The sequence below is a fragment of the Streptomyces cellostaticus genome (genome assembly GCF_023630175.1).
GTDB lineage: Bacteria > Actinomycetota > Actinomycetes > Streptomycetales > Streptomycetaceae > Streptomyces > Streptomyces cellostaticus_A.
The window spans coordinates 101,523-115,983 of record NZ_JALLIN010000011.1 but is presented as its reverse complement, the minus strand read 5'-3'; the positions used below and the strand labels follow the sequence as shown (position 1 = coordinate 115,983).

General features: G+C 69.9%; 10 protein-coding genes and 4 pseudogenes. 10 read left to right on the top strand and 4 right to left on the bottom strand.

Annotated elements, in window-relative coordinates; translation table 11 throughout:
* Nucleotides 1–39: 39 nt before the first annotated feature.
* Nucleotides 40–501: a hypothetical protein gene (locus MXD57_RS09720; RefSeq protein WP_250400926.1), complete on the bottom strand. Its 462-nt coding sequence runs from the start codon at nt 499–501 to the stop codon at nt 40–42.
* Between the two features lie 765 nt (nt 502–1,266).
* Between MXD57_RS09720 and MXD57_RS09715 the strand changes: the two are divergent.
* From MXD57_RS09715 to MXD57_RS09700, 4 genes and pseudogenes are all read left to right on the top strand, one after another.
* Nucleotides 1,267–1,698: pseudogene (locus MXD57_RS09715) on the top strand (aminotransferase class I/II-fold pyridoxal phosphate-dependent enzyme); the annotation flags it as partial.
* A 108-nt stretch (nt 1,699–1,806) separates the two neighbouring features.
* Nucleotides 1,807–2,571, top strand: a complete 765-nt coding sequence (locus tag MXD57_RS09710) for a response regulator (RefSeq protein ID WP_250400925.1) — start codon at nt 1,807–1,809, stop codon at nt 2,569–2,571.
* A 36-nt stretch (nt 2,572–2,607) separates the two neighbouring features.
* The gene (locus MXD57_RS09705) at nt 2,608–3,234 is read left to right on the top strand and encodes a hypothetical protein (protein WP_250400924.1); all 627 of its coding nucleotides are present in this window, start codon (nt 2,608–2,610) and stop codon (nt 3,232–3,234) included.
* The gene (locus tag MXD57_RS09700; RefSeq protein ID WP_250400923.1) at nt 3,235–4,212 is read left to right on the top strand and encodes a hypothetical protein; all 978 of its coding nucleotides are present in this window, start codon (nt 3,235–3,237) and stop codon (nt 4,210–4,212) included.
* 77 nt (nt 4,213–4,289) lie between these two features.
* Here the strand turns inward: MXD57_RS09700 and MXD57_RS09695 are convergent, their stop codons facing one another.
* Nucleotides 4,290–4,769: a Uma2 family endonuclease gene (locus MXD57_RS09695; RefSeq protein ID WP_308290679.1), complete on the bottom strand. Its 480-nt coding sequence runs from the start codon at nt 4,767–4,769 to the stop codon at nt 4,290–4,292.
* Between the two features lie 245 nt (nt 4,770–5,014).
* Here MXD57_RS09695 and MXD57_RS09690 point away from each other — a divergent pair.
* The 3 genes and pseudogenes from MXD57_RS09690 to MXD57_RS09680 form a co-directional block, all read left to right on the top strand.
* A pseudogene (locus MXD57_RS09690) lies at nt 5,015–5,455 on the top strand (aminotransferase class I/II-fold pyridoxal phosphate-dependent enzyme); the annotation flags it as partial.
* Between the two features lie 135 nt (nt 5,456–5,590).
* Nucleotides 5,591–5,846, top strand: a pseudogene (locus MXD57_RS09685) (type II toxin-antitoxin system Phd/YefM family antitoxin).
* A 9-nt stretch (nt 5,847–5,855) separates the two neighbouring features.
* Entirely contained in the window at nt 5,856–6,116 is a 261-nt protein-coding gene (locus MXD57_RS09680) for a Txe/YoeB family addiction module toxin (protein WP_250400921.1), read from the top strand.
* A 118-nt stretch (nt 6,117–6,234) separates the two neighbouring features.
* Here MXD57_RS09680 and MXD57_RS09675 read toward each other — a convergent pair whose 3' ends face one another.
* Nucleotides 6,235–8,379 carry a plasmid pRiA4b ORF-3 family protein gene (locus MXD57_RS09675; protein WP_250400920.1) on the bottom strand — a complete coding sequence of 715 codons (2,145 nt, stop codon included), beginning with the start codon at nt 8,377–8,379 and terminating at the stop codon, nt 6,235–6,237.
* Between the two features lie 233 nt (nt 8,380–8,612).
* Between MXD57_RS09675 and MXD57_RS09670 the strand changes: the two genes are divergently transcribed.
* From MXD57_RS09670 to MXD57_RS09660, 3 genes and pseudogenes are all read left to right on the top strand, one after another.
* Nucleotides 8,613–11,564, top strand: coding sequence for an SNF2-related protein (locus MXD57_RS09670; RefSeq protein WP_374114674.1), 2,952 nt, complete (start codon nt 8,613–8,615; stop codon nt 11,562–11,564).
* A complete protein-coding gene (locus MXD57_RS09665) occupies nt 11,561–12,874 on the top strand; it encodes an SWIM zinc finger family protein (protein ID WP_250400919.1) in 1,314 nt (437 codons plus the stop codon). Before MXD57_RS09670 ends, MXD57_RS09665 begins: the two co-directional genes overlap by 4 nt.
* 41 nt (nt 12,875–12,915) lie before the next feature.
* A pseudogene (locus MXD57_RS09660) lies at nt 12,916–13,050 on the top strand (aminotransferase); the annotation flags it as partial.
* A 218-nt stretch (nt 13,051–13,268) separates the two neighbouring features.
* On the opposite strand, the gene MXD57_RS09655 reads toward MXD57_RS09660, so the two are convergent.
* Nucleotides 13,269–13,964 (bottom strand): YoaK family protein, encoded by a 696-nt coding sequence (locus tag MXD57_RS09655; RefSeq protein WP_250400918.1) that lies wholly within the window; start codon nt 13,962–13,964, stop codon nt 13,269–13,271.
* Between the last annotated feature and the right edge of the window lie 497 nt (nt 13,965–14,461).

The window sequence follows — 14,461 nt, the reverse complement described above, 5'->3', positions numbered from 1 at the left end:
CGCAGCCCTGTCCGTCGGCTGACACGCTTCCATCAGCGATCAACCGGTGCCGCCAGGCCCGGGCCCCGAAGGATACGAACCCGAGCTGGGCTCTACGAAGAAGGTGATGGGCGGGCAGTAGCCCTCCTCGGCCAGCCGGGCGCGGGCCCTGCCGCGCTGTCGCTCATCGCGGAACCGGTGGTACCGGCTCCAGGAGCGCTCGTCACCAGCGAGGACGTCCTTGAAGCGCCGGAAGGCGCCCCGCCCACCGATGGCGATCCGCAGCCGGTCGGCAAGGGCGGCGTCCCCGACCTCTTCGATGAACAGCTCCATGTCCCGGTAACCGGCCCGGGACCACGGAGCCGGCACGTACCGCCATCGCTCGGAATCGTCCGCCTCCTCGGCCGGGGGCCCGGGCGCCAGCTCGTCAGTGAACGCCGGCCAAACCTCCCCGGTGGACAGATCCAGCCGGCCACCGGACTCTGCCGGGTCGCCCTCCAGCAGCATGGCGAGCATCTCCATCGACCGCGAGCGGGCGCAGGAGGGGGATCGCCGCGTCTCCCGTGGCCGCGCGCAGCCGATCCGCCGGCTCCTCGTCGCCCCGGAAGCCACGCTCCTGGAGCGCGCCGAGAAACAAGGCCGCCATCTCCGCAGCCCCCGGCAGGCCCTGGCCCGCGGCCCACCGGACCAACCGGTCGACCAGCAGCCCGCACGCCGCCTCGAACTCCTCCTCGGCGTCGGGTTCGAACCGCATCCGCACAAGAATCGCCCAACCTGTCCGCAGCACTCCCTGCCGTGCCACGCTACCGCCGAACCACGGTCGGCAACTCGGCCGAGGACGAGCGGCCCGCTGCCTCAAGGGCATCACGTGGTGGTAGTCACCCGCGGCAACCGAGGCTTCGAACGTCCATACGGCGAACCGAACTTCGTCGTACGGGCCCGCACCACAGAACGGCACGCCTCTCCGGCCGAACCCCATCGACGCCGGCCCCGCAGCCCCGCAGGCCCACACGGCCACACACGAGAAGGAGCCGTCCATGCGCTGTGAGAGCAGTCCGGACAGGCTCTGCGGTTGCCACGGCTCCGTCGTCCGGTGGTGACAGGGCCGCTTCAGGGGACGGCACAGGGTGTCGTCCGGAACGGGAGTGGCACGGGCGGCGGCCGGGAGAGCGCGGATGCCTTTGGAACGTGCGTCACGGGACACGAACAGCGGCCTGCTCACCGGCGGTGCCGCAGATGCCCGTGGGGCCCTGTTGCACGACACGCAAATGAGTGCACGAAACAGGAGTGGGCTGGGTGACGGCGACGCCCAGCCTCGTCTCGGCGGTCCGCTCGGCCAAACAGTTCCTGACGTACGTCGCCTCCGGACCCTTCCAGTACGCGGTCGCCGAGGCCCTGAAGCTGCCCGACTCGTACTTCGCGGACTTCCGCGCGGACATGCTGGCCAAGCGGGATCTGCTCGCGGGCGGCCTGGCGGAGGCAGGCTTCACGGTCTTCCGCCCGGCCGGCACGTACTTCATCACCACCGACATCCGCCCCCTGGGCGAGAGCGACGGGTTCGCCTTCTGCCGTTCGCTGCCGGAGCGTTGCGGAGTGGTCGCGATCCCCAACACGGTCTTCTACGACCACCGCGAGCAGGGCGCGCCCTTCGTCCGCTTCGCCTTCTGCAAGAGCGCCGAGGTCCTGAAGGAGGCAGCGGAGCGGCTGCGAGGGCTCTGAGGGGCCGGAAGGCGAGAACCGAGCACGCACGCTACTACGGACGGCTACCCTCGGGCTACTGCCTTGTACCACCCCGCGGCTATCGCCGCTCATACCGGGGAAGTCGAAGTGACAAACGCCTTAGCAGAATTAAGTAAAGCCGCCCAGGGCCTGTCCCGCAATCCGCTGGGCATCATTGCCTTGTTCATCGTGATGGTCTATGGATTCGCCGCTCTGGTCACCACGTTCGCCGATTCGCTGTCCGCAACCGAGAAGACTCCGCTCATCTACTTCCTGGTGATCTTTCCGATCCTGGTACTGGGCATCTTCGCGTGGCTGGTGAGCACACACAGTACAAAACTGTTCGGGCCCGGCGATTTCAAGCACGAGGAGAACTACGTTGAGCTGATGTCCGCCACGGCCTCACTCACACTCGCCTCTGTCAAGAGGGAGGACACAGCATCGGCGGCTCCGGACATCCAGAGCATCGCCAGGTCCGTCCGGGACGCGGTACCGGCGCGAGACATCGCAGCAGCAGGCAAGCGGGCCCTGTGGGTCGACGACAATCCCAGGAGCAATATAAACGAGCGGCAGGCTTTCGAAGCCGTAGGCGTGCAGATCTCGCTGGCACTTTCGACCGATGAGGCTCTATCGAAAACGGAGCGGCAGAGGTTCGCGCTCATCATCTCGGACATGGCTCGCAGAGAGGGCCCGGCGGAAGCCTACGTCCTGCTGGAGAAGCTGCGCGAACGCGGCGAATCCACGCCCTTCTTGATCTACACGAGCGCGGACTCGCAGAAACTCCAGGCGGAGGCACGGCGCCGAGGCGCTCAGGGATCCACCAACAGCGCCCAAGTCCTCTTCCAGACGGCCATGCGCATCCTTCTCGGCTGAACAAGCGGCACAAGTGTGCCCAGGATCGGAGCAACAGTGATCGTTCAGTGGTGCGTCAAGGGAATGTCCCTGGGGAGTGATACGGAGGCGAAGAAGGTCATTGACGACCGCGCGGGGATCATCTGCAACTGGTGGCGGGGGGCGCACACCATCACCCCGCGTGCGAGGCGCATGAAATTGACCGCCGACAACATCGACATGCACGTCAACCACTTCACCGATCCCGATCCCGCCACTGGAGAGCCTTTCCACGAGCAGACCCCGTTCATCTCGCTGACGGCCGGTTCGGTCGAGCGTGACACCTTCGCGAAGACGAACTTCGCGCACACGGCCCGGCGGACCGCTCTCTGGTTCGCGACCGAGTTCGGCCGACACGAGACCGCATATCTCTTCCGTTGCTGGGTGCTTGTGGGCCCGCGGCCGGCGGTCGAGATCGAGGGAGTCGCCGAAGAGGTGCGCGACCTGAATACCTACCGCCGGTACTCGGCCTACCAGCTGGAGGGCGAGATTGTCGCCAAGATCATCGTTCCGGACAACCATATTCACAGCTGCGAAAAGTGGGTTTGGAACCGCCGGGAACTGAGCTTCTCGCAGGCTTGGATCCATACCAATCCACGGTTCACATCCCCGGACAGACTCAGCAACGTGCGGGAGCTGATCTGAGTGAGCGAGCGTGAGCTGGATCTGCTGCGTATCGATCCCGATCAGGCCCGTCGCGCGGCCGACTTCTTCGAATCCTACGCGGCCACACTCTCGCGCGGTCTCTTCGATCCTGCGCAAAGGCACGGTCCGCACACCAGCACCGCGGTCTCCGACGTTGCCGACTGGACAGAGAGAGTGGACACGGCCACCTCGTTGCGTCTCGCGGGCCAGTGGGCCATGTTGTTCGACACGGAGCGGGCCAGGCAACTGCTTTCAGCGGCCGGCGAGATCCTGCACGATCTCGGCCACGGATTCGGCACGTACCTTCGGGTCGCCTACTCCGCGGAAGCCCCGGGCGTGTCACAGGTGGCCTCGCACATCGAGACGATGGTCGGCCGACAGGAACCGCACAGCCCGGCCGAGGGGGACAACCTTCCGCCGGAGCCTCTGTCGCACCCGCAGCAGCAGGCATACCTTCTTGTCGCCGCCACTGGCGTGGTCCGTGGTTTCGGAGCCGGCCATGTCGTCGCTGCCCCGCCAAGCGAATCAGATCCGGGGATGCACGGAGACGCCGCGCCTCGGCGGCGCGTCCAGCGGCACTTGCGGTTTCTGATCTCGGAGTCCCCACATCGACGTGGTGTGCTCCCGGTCGGCGCGCTGGGTACTCCCATCCGCGTGTACTGGGGCATCGCCTCCAGCTTGCTCCGCCCAGGACCGGATTCGACGGACTCCGTCATCAGCCATCTTCGCGCGATGGCCCAGCGGTACAGCACAGCTGTCGACCTGGCGATGGCAAACGAGCGGCTGTGGTCCAACGGTGCCGCACCCGTAGACGTGTGTGACGTGGACATCACGACTTTGTCGCTGATCGCCGCGAGGGTGCTCGGCGTCGACCGTTTCCGGTCAGCGCTCCGATCAGCTCTCCACGGCACCCCCGAAGTTCAATCGGTTCCCCTTCGCATCGCGGAGGCCATGCTGCCGGATGCCGACTGGGACTGAGCACGGCGGGGATATTGCCGGGGAGTCCACCACCACACCCGTGACACAGCCAAGAGCCGTCGCCAAGATGCCCTTCGTCAGCGATCTCCCTCCTCGGGCTCCGGGCGCGGGAGCTCGTCGAGGTCAAGAGTGAAGGTGCGGCCGTCGGCCAGGGGGATGGGAAGCTTGCCCGTGCCGTACCTGTGGGTGTGTGCCGCGATGTAACCGGTGCCGGTCGGCTGGGTGTGGAGGACGACTTCCTGGGCGTAGGGGTCCACGACCAGGTAGACCGGAATGCCGTAGCGGCCGTACTTCGCGGTGCAGTCGTCGTAGTCCTTGCGTGCGGAAGAGGTCGAGACGACCTCGGAGATCAGCAGGACGTCCTCGAAGCTGTAGCGCTTACCTTCCTTGCGTGCATCCTCGCGCAGGATCGCGAGGTCGGGGGCGGAGTTCTCGTCGGCGGGGAAGTCGATGTAGACGTCGGAGGTGACCTTCGCATGACGGCCGAGAGCGAGAGAGTCGATCTGCATCGACCTGATGGTGCTGGAGTGCTCTTCACTCCGCGGGGTCATGATCACCTTTCCGTCGGCCCCGAGCAGGACCGTTTACCCCTTGGGGAACTCGGCGTGCACGATCACGTCGACGCTCATGGACGGCTCCTTCCCTCGTGTGGTCAGGATGCGACGGACAGTGCCGCGTCACCGGGCCCGGCGGTGCGGCCGGAAGACCGGTTCGGACAGCTTGCGCGACCGGCTCACCGGCGGTGCCGGAGATCCGCAGCGGGGCCTGTCCCACGACAGACGAATAGGTGGGCCAACGAGGTGTCGGCTGGGTCACCGGTACCGCGGAACTCGTGACGGCCGTCCGTTCCGCCAAGCAATTCCTGACGTACGTGTCGTCGGGGCCGTTCCAGTACGCCGTCGTCGAGGCGCTCGCGCTGCCGGACACGTACTTCGAGGAGTTCCGCGCCGGCATGCGGGCGAAGCGGGATCTGCTCGCCGCCGGGCTCACGGAGGCGGGCTTCGAGGTGTTCCGGCCGACGGGCACGTACTTCATCACCACGGACATCCGCCCGCTCCGGGAGAGCGACGGTTTCGCCTTCTGCCGTTCACTGCCGGAGCGGGCGGGCGTGGTCGCCATCCCGAACGCGGTCTTCTACGACCACCGCGAGGAAGGCGCCCCGTTCGCGCGGTTCGCGTTCTGCAAGCGCACCGAGGTGCCGGCAGACGCCGCGGAACGCCTCCGCAAGGCATTCGCGGGCTGACCGCCGCCCTGCGGGACCGGCCGACGCGTTCCCTGCCGCCTGCCACGACACTTCCGCGCCGCGGCTGTCATTCCGGCGCTTGCCGCACCAACAGGGACGGACGTGCAATTTCCTGTACGTGAAAGGCGGTCGATCATGAAGACCATGACGTATTCCGAGTCGCGCGCGGTACGCCGAGGTGCTCAACTCCGTCACCGACGACCGCGAAGAGGTCGTCATCACCCGGGCCGGACATGAGCCTGTCGTCATCGTCTCCCTTGAGGACTACGAGTCCCTGAAGGAGACGGCATACCTGCTGCGGAACCCGGCGAACGCCCGACGTCTGCTCGCGTCCATCGACGAGCTGGAGAACGGCGGCGGCACCGTGCGCGAGCTGGCGACCGACGAATAGGGCCGCGAGTTGAAGATCACCTTCTCCTCCCGTGCCTGGGAGGACTACCTGTGGTGGCAGCTTCAGGACCGGAAGATCCTGAAGCGCATCAACACGCTTGCCGCGGACATCGCCCGGAACGGCAACGAGGGGATCGGCAAACCGGAACCCCTCAAGCACGGGTTCCAGGGCTACTGGTCGCGCCGCGTCAACGACGAGCACCGACTGATCTACAAGGCAGCCGAGGACGGCGTCCTGATCGCGCAATGTCGCTATCACTACGAGAGCTGACAGGACTCAAGGATCGAGCACAGCCTCTGCCGGCCCAGCGTCGCGCAGCGATCGCGCATGTCGGCAACCGCAGAACCTGGGCCTGACGCGCCTCTCGGCTTTCGGCGCGGGTTCGACTTCATCGTCGGCGCTGGGATCCGACTTTGGTCGCCGACCTGCGCAGCCGCTTGGCCAGCACCTCGTCCCGAGCCCTGAGGTGTCGCCCCGCCGCTTCCAGGACGGGCCCGGTGGCGGGGTGGCCGCAGCGCCACAGGTCGTCGGCAGCCTGCTCCAGACGCGGCAGTACCAAGTTCCCCTCGTGGTCCAGGAACATGGCAAATGCCTCGTCGCCCACGCCGAGTGGGCCCCACAGATGGTCGACGAGCCCCCAGAGCTGGAGTTCCGAACCGTGTCCCTCGGGGATCTCGCCACGGTCGACCAGCGCGATCGCCGCAGTCTCGGCGCAGCCAGGGACACCCGAGGCCGCTGCCTTGCGCAGGACCGCGAGCGCTCTGGGTTCATCGAGTTCTGCCAGCACCGCTGTGGCGGTCAGCCGACGGAGGGCCGCGTCGGCTTCCAGTCCGGCGCAGGCGTCGATGAGCTGGACCGCGGCCGGGCCCTGGCCCCGATGGCTGATCCATCCGGTGATCTCGGACTGGGCGGCGTCCTGGTCGTAGTCGAGCAGGACGTCGAGCAGCGTCGGGGCGTCGGCGTCGGCCAGTTCGCCGATCAGCGGAGCGTGGAGTCCCTCGGCAAGCAGGTACTCGCGCAGTCCGTGGCGTCCCAAGGGGGTGAGCCTGAGCCGTTTCCCGGGCAGGGGAGTGCCGTCGCTGTCCTCGGTGCTCCCCGTGATGCCGAGGAGGATGTGGTCGCGCTCCGGGCTCGTGTCCGGGCCGGCCTCGACCTCCGCCGCCTGGTACTCGGCGAGGAGCACGGCGGCCTGGTCGAAGATCTGCAGGACGAGCAGTTCGGCCAGTCGTGCCTCCTGCTTCGGAAGGCCCGCCCGGAGGGCGCCGACGAGCAGCGCCGTGTCCAGCCATTCGCCGTCGGGCACCTCGTACAGTGCCCGCAGCACCACCGCTGCCAGGCCGTCGCTGTCCTCGTCCCGCATGCCCAGCGCGGCCGACAGCCACGGGGACAGGCCGAGGTTCCCGAGGTCGTTCAGGTCGTCGAGTTCGTCCTCGAGCGCCTGGCACCAGAGCTCCAGTACTCCCTCGTCTCCCTCGGTGGCGGGCAGGTCAGGACCGGGGCGGGCGGTGCCCGCGCTGATCTCCACCAGGTCCGCGTACAGAGCGAGCCGCCAAGGGGTGTCCAGACAGGGCAGGTCGCCGGAGCTGCGCAGACGGGCCAGGCGATTGTCGCGCTCCGCGGGCCGCAGTGCGCTCAGTTCTTCGTCCTGGGCCCACAGTTCGAGTTCCTGGACGGCCAGGCGGCCCAGTGCGGGCTTGAGCACCTCCCGGGACGTGACGGCTCGTCCGCCCCGGCACCAGTGGGCCAGGCGGAGCGCGGTGGCGATCAGCGGCACCTGCCGGGCGGCCGCGGCGAGCTCCGGGCGCGGTGCCAGGGAGACAGGGCGCACCGGAACGAACTCCACGTCCACGTCGTCCACGTCGTCGTGGACCTCGCCGCAGGAGCAGCGCCGCCCGCCGGGGGCGGCTGCGGCCGACCCTCGTACCTGGGTGGCCGTGGGCGGCCGCGGGTCCAGTCCGGCCAGTTCCCGGTCCAGGGTCTCGCAGTCGAAACAGGCGGGGTCGAACCCCTCCTCGCGCAGCGTTTCGATCAGGTCCGTCCACGGCTCGGGGGCCGGTGCGCCGTGGTCCGCGACGGCGTCGAGTACGGCCTGCAGCCCCCAGGCGCCGCCGGTGTCCTCGGCGTAGGGCATGGCGCGGCGTCCACCGGTGCAGTGGATACGCCGGTCGGGGGTGGACGTGGGGAAGGTCTTCTCCAGCGTGATCTGATGCCGCCAGTCGTCGCCGAAGTCGTACGTGTACCCCAGCCGACCGCCTTCGTGGGGCAGCACCTCGGCCACGGTCACGGACTCCTCGTCGGCGTCGCGGTCCGGATCGTGCTCCAAAGGCGCGTCGAAGTCGACGAATTGGCGGCCGGAGCCAGGTTCTGTGAAGGAATGCAGGTGCGAGTCGTCCCAGCCGAAGCATGCCTGGATGATGTCGTGCAGGCAGCCGAGCGAAGTGTCGGCGGGCAGAGTGACCCGGCGCCAGACCGGCGGGCTGGTCTCTCGCAGGGCGATCTTCAACTGGTAGGTGGGCACGGGGTCGGCGGTCACGGCGAGGGTTTCCTTGATTGAGGCGGTGGCGGCTTCCGGCACCGGTACGGGGCCGCGACCGCATAGGTGTCGCAGCCGTCCGTGGTGGCTGCTGATGGCATCTTTCCGCATTCCGCTGAGTGGGCGAAGCCATTCTTGACACGCCCTGTCCGCCCACGCGGATAGCCTTGCCCCACCGAGGGCGCGCGGGGGACTCGCACCCTCCCGAAGAGTTGCAGGAACGTGTGCCAGGAGTGGGCGTAGTGGCGAAGGTCTATGCGTCGGCAGAGTCCGCTGCCCCCCGCACGGCCGGATCCGGCGGGCCGGCTGCGACCGAGTCGGCGATTCCGAACCAGGAGCATCTGTCCGCCCGGTTGCCGGAGTTCGCCGCAGGCGAGGCGGTGTTCCTTCCCGCGGATCCGCCCCGGTCGGGACGGGTGGCGTTCTGGACGCCCGGCGGTGAGCCGCCGGACCTGGGGGTGGAACCCGGGGAACTCACCGTGGTCCGCCCGCACGGCTCGTCCGTACGCCGGTCCAGGGTGGTCGCCGTACTGCTGCCGGTGGAGCAGGCGCTGCCGCTGCTGACCCGCTGCCGGGTGCTCGGTACCGAAGGCAGCGGGCGGGCGTCGGCCAGTACAGCGTTCTGGGGTGCCGCGGCCCTGCTCGGTCTGGCTCTGGTCGCCCGCGGCCGGGTGCTTCCAGGGGTGTCACCGGAAGGCTTCGACGCGTGGCGGGTCGGCCCGCTGAACACCGAGGACCACGAGCGGCTGAGCTCCCTGGCAGCCGCCATGCCTCCCGAGGCCCGCGCGGTCGCGGTGCCCGGCCTTTCCCCCCTCGTGCTTCCGGCGGCCCAGCCGCTGCTGCGGGCCTTCCTGGACTCCCTGGCCGATTCCCTCGCCCGCCCTCCCGCCGCCCGCCAGGTGACCGGCGGGGCGGCGTTCGCGGCGCGCGCCCCGCAGTCCGTGCCCGAGCAGCGGGCGTGGGCGGCGGAGGTCGCCGCCGGCCGCGACGCGGGGCTGGCTGTCTCGCTGCGGCTGGAGCTGGGCCGCGCGGACTCCTTCCGGGCCGTGGTCCAACTGCGCAGCCTGGCCGATCCCACGGTTCTCGCCGACGCCGCGGACCTGTGGTCCGGCAGGGCCACCGCCCCCGAACTGTTCGGCCCACGGGCCCGGGTGGACACGCTGCTGACGCTGCGCCGGGCCGCCCGCGCCTGGCCCCCGGCCGGACGGCTGCTGGACTCCGCCGCCCCGGCCCGCCTGGAGCTGTCCGACGAGGAGGCCCAGGCGCTGCTGGGCGACGCGGCGGAAAGCCTTGCCGCCGCCGGGGTCGCCGTGCACTGGCCCAAGGAGCTGGTACGCGAGCTGACGGCCTCCGGCGTCCTGGAACCCGTACACCGCAAGGGAACGCAGTCCGCGGCCGAGTCGTTCCTGTCCTCCGGCGGCCTGCTGGACTTCCGCTGGCGGGTCGCCCTCGGAGACCGGGAACTCACCGAGGAGGAACTGGAACGGCTGGTCCAGGCACACCGGCCGATCGTTCGGCTGCGCGACCAGTGGGTGGTCGTGGACCCGAAGCTGGTCCGCCGGCTGCGACGGACCAGACAGTCCAGGGCGGTCTCGCTCACCGCGATCGACGCCCTGGGCGCCGCGCTGACCGGCAGTGTCGAGGTGGACGGCGAGCCGGTGGCGGTCACCGCCACCGGTCTACTGGAGGAACTGCGCTCCCGGATCGCCGACCCCGAGGCCCGCGCCGCGCGCGAGCCCCAGGGGCCGCCGAAAGCCCTGGCCGCAACCCTGCGCGACTATCAGCTGCGCGGCCTGAACTGGCTGCACCGGATGACCTCGCTCGGCCTGGGCGGCTGCCTCGCCGACGACATGGGCCTGGGCAAGACCGTGACCCTGATCGCTCTCCACCTGCGCCGCCAGGAGCGGAAGATCACCGCCGGACCGACCCTGGTGGTCTGCCCCGCCTCGCTGCTCGGCAACTGGGAGCGTGAGATCCGGCGCTTCGCACCGGCCACCCCCGTGCGCCGCTTCCACGGTCCCGGCCGCGACCTGGCCGGCCTCGACGGCGGTGCGGACGGCGGCTTCGTCCTGACCACCTACGGGACCATGCGCCGCGACACCGAACGCCTCACCGGGCAGCTCTGGAGCCTGCTCGTCGCCGACGAGGCTCAGCACGTCAAGAACCCGCACGCGGTCACCGCCCAGGCCCTGCGCCGGATCCCCTCCCGGGGACGGGTCGCACTGACCGGCACCCCGGTCGAGAACAACCTGTCCGAACTGTGGGCACTGCTCGACTGGACCACCCCCGGCCTGCTCGGCACGCTCACCTCCTTCCGTGACCGCTACGCCACGGCTGTCGAGGGCGACCGCGACGAACAGGCCGCCCGGCGGCTGGCCGCGCTGGTCCGCCCCTTCCTGCTGCGCCGGCGCAAGTCCGACCCGGGCATCGCGCCCGAACTGCCGCCCAAGACCGAGACCGACCAGCCGGTATCCCTGACGAAGGAGCAGGTCTCGCTGTATGAGGCGCTGGTGCGCGAGCTCATGGCCGAGATCGAGGACAAGCAGGGCATGGCGCGGCGCGGCCTGGTGATGAAGCTGCTCACCGGCCTGAAACAGGTCTGCAACCACCCCGCGCAGTTCCTGAAGGAGCCCGCGGGCGCCAGGCTCCCGGGCCGCTCGGGGAAGCTGGAACTCTTGGACGAACTCCTGGACACCGTCCTGGCCGAGGACGGGTCGGCTTTGGTCTTCACCCAGTACGTGGCCATGGGCGCGCTGATCGAGCGCCACCTGGCCGACCGCGGCGTGGGCACCCTGTTCCTGCACGGAGGCACCACGGTCAAACGCCGCGAGGAGATGGTCGACGCCTTCCAGACCGGCGAGAAGAAGGTGTTCCTGCTGTCCCTCAAGGCCGCCGGTACCGGACTCAACCTGACCAGGGCCGGTCACGTCATCCACTACGACCGCTGGTGGAACCCGGCCGTGGAGGACCAGGCCACCGACCGCGCCTACCGGATCGGACAGACCCAGCCGGTCCAGGTGCACAAGCTGATCGCCGAAGGCACCGTGGAGGACCGGGTCGCCGAGATGCTCCGACAGAAGCGGGAACTGGCCGACTCGGTGCTCGGCTCGGGCGAGGCGGCCTTCAGCGAGCTGAGCGACAGCGAGCTGGCCGAACTGGTCACGCTGCGAAGGAAGGGACGATGAGCCGACGCACCCCGGCTCAGAGGGAAGCCGCGCGCACCTTCGACGCACTCCCGCCGGCCAAGGGCGGCCGCGCGCCCTTCGCCGCCTCCTGGTGGGGCCGCGCATGGCTGCGCTCCCTGGAGGAGTCCTCCCTGGACTCCGGCCGCCTCTCGCGCGGCCGGACCTACGCGCGCGGCGGCGCGGTCGGACCGGTCACCGTCGCCCCCGGCTCGGCCGCCGCCCCGGTGCAGGGCAGCCGCCGCACCCCGTACCGCTCCACGGTCCAGGTCGAGCAGCTGACGGACCGGCAGTGGGACCGACTGCTCGACATGATCGCCGAGCGGGCCGCCAACATCGCCGCGCTGCTGGACGGCGAGATGCCCGCCGGGCTCGCCGACGACGCCGAGGCCGCCGGCGTCCCGCTGCTGCCCGGCCCCCGGGACCTCGACCCCGAGTGCAGCTGCCCTGACTGGGGCTACCCCTGCAAACACGCCGCCGCCCTCTGCTACCAGGTCGCCCGGCTCCTGGACCGCGACCCCTTCGTACTGCTGCTCCTGCGGGGTCGCGGCGAGCGGGAGCTGATGGACGAGCTCGGCCGCCGCAACACCGCTCGCGCCTCCGCCGAAGCCGCAGTGTCCGCGGCAACGGCAGGAGCGGACCCGGACGGGTCCCCGGCCCGGACCGGCGATCTGGCAGGGCCCGCCTTCGCCGCACGCGCCGACCTGCCGTCCCTGCCCGCCCCGCCCCCGCTGCCCGACCGGGCCGGCCGCGGCCCCGCGCTGGTGGACTCGGCCGTCCCGGCGCCCGGCGTGGACCCTGCCGCGCTCGAACTGCTCGCCGCCGATGCCGCGACGCGTGCCCACCATCTGCTCGCCGGAGCCCTTGGCGCGCGGCATGCCGACACGGTGCCGCCCGTCCCGCTCACCGATTGGCAGGACGCCGTCCGCTTCGCCGCCGCTCACCCCACCCTGGAGGTCTTCGCCCGGATCGCCTCGAACTGCGGCCGCACCCCCCGCGACCTCGCCGCCGCCACCCGCGCGTGGCGGCACGGCGGCGCCGCATCCCTGGACGTACTGGAAAGCCCCTGGACCCCGCCCGCCTCCCGTCTGGAGCGCGACCGCGAGGCGCTGCGAGCGGACTGGGCCGACGGCAGACCGCCCCGGCTCCGTTCCTGGCGCAACCGCTGGACCGTCGAGGGCCGCGACGCCCAACTGCGCCTGGGCCGGGACGGACTGTGGTATCCGTACACCAAGGACCAGGGCACCTGGTGGCCGGCCGGACCGCCTGACGCCGATCCCGCCGTCGTCCTGACCGCTCTCCTCACCACCTGATCCGCGCCGCAAGCAAATAGGTGTACGAACAGGGATTCGCCTGGGTCACCTCCACAGCGGCGCTGGTCGCCGCCGTGCGGTCGGCGAAGCAGTTCCTGACCTACGTGGCGTCCGGTCCCTTCCAGTACGCGATCGCCGAGGCGCTGCGCCTGCCCGACTCGTACTTCGACAACCTCCCCGCACGACCCATCCCCGCTCACGTACTTCACGATCTGCTGAGACGCGACAACCTCGGTTGCCTCGCGAAAGGGCGGCGGCGGTGCGGCAGGCCGCACGGAAGGCCCCGGCCCGCCATCTCGCCCGCGCCCCCGAGCGTCAGGCCGTGTGCTTCGCGTTGCCGTCTCGATCCCTCCCACCACCCGGTGTCGCGCGTTCCGGGCCCTCGGTTGCTTCGTCATGTGCCGGTGCCGTCCGAGGACCTCGTCCTGCCGGGGACCATCACGAGGAGCGACGTCCAGGACACCGCGAAGAGCCCCGCGGCCACCAGTGAGGACCGTGTTCCCATGGCAGCGGTGACCAGCGCGCCGATCGCGGCACCCGCGCCGAAGGACAGGATGACTGACGCGTACAGGACCGCGAGACGTAGGTCGGACCGGCTCCGGGTACGGCGTGCGGTCAGCGCCGCGCCGGTGACCCTTGTCAGGTTCCCGGTCATGGCGACCGTGAGGAAGGCGGCTGGTCTGACCATCTGGAAGAAGACGACCTGGAGTGCGACGACGAATCCGACGGATGTGGTGATTGCGGTCTGCGGAATGCCCCCGGACGCCAGTCCGATCACGGTCAGCACCGCGGTTTCGAGGGCGAGGGCGTACAGCAACGGACAGCGGACCACTCGATTGCCTTGCGTCGAGGCGCCACGGAACGACTCGGCTACGACGACGCCCGCGACGAACGCCATCATGGGCCACAGGTGCGCAAGGGATCCGTGGGATCGAGGCTGGGCCAGGTCGACACAGAACAGGACCAGATTCCCCGTCTGTGCTCCCGCGAAGACGCCACCGTGCGCCATGTACAGATAGGCATCCACGTAGCCATTGGCCACGATGACCAGAGAGCTGAGTGCGACGGGGACTGTGTCATCTTCACTCATCCGGGCGCTCCGGAGCAGCGGTTGGACAAGGTGGGGGGGGGAGCCGGTTGCTGCTCCCATGTGGAGCAGGAAACACCACCATATGGACCGTGTGGGGCACGATGCTGCCGTTGCGTGAAACGGTCTCACGGATCGGTTCCTCGGCCCGTTCGGCCGTTTTCGGCGAGTACGACGGTGTGCTGGACGATGTCTGGACGATGTAGCGGCTGACGATGCCGATGATCGCGCACGCGTGGAACCAGAAGCCTTTGGCCGGGCCGGGCAGCCGGGTGATGTCCCGGGTGAACACCCCCGGGGACCCGCGCGCGATGGGTTCGGGATCGTCCTGGACGGGTGGCGTGGCCTGGCGGCGGACAGAATCCGGTACAGCCCTGTTCCGCCGACGGCTCGGCCGCACCGGGAGCCCTTCGTCAGCGGGTGTCCGCCTCGGGCTCCGGGCGCGGAAGTGCGTCGAGGTCCAGGGTGAGGGCGCGACCGTCGGCCGGGGGGACGGGGAG

Coding starts and splice junctions, on each gene's coding strand:
- MXD57_RS09655 (WP_250400918.1), bottom strand. CDS start 13,964: ATGAGTGAAGATGACACAGTCCCCGTCGCACTCAGCTCTCTGGTCATC.
- MXD57_RS09720 (WP_250400926.1), bottom strand. CDS start 501: ATGGAGATGCTCGCCATGCTGCTGGAGGGCGACCCGGCAGAGTCCGGT.
- MXD57_RS09665 (WP_250400919.1), top strand. CDS start 11,561: ATGAGCCGACGCACCCCGGCTCAGAGGGAAGCCGCGCGCACCTTCGAC.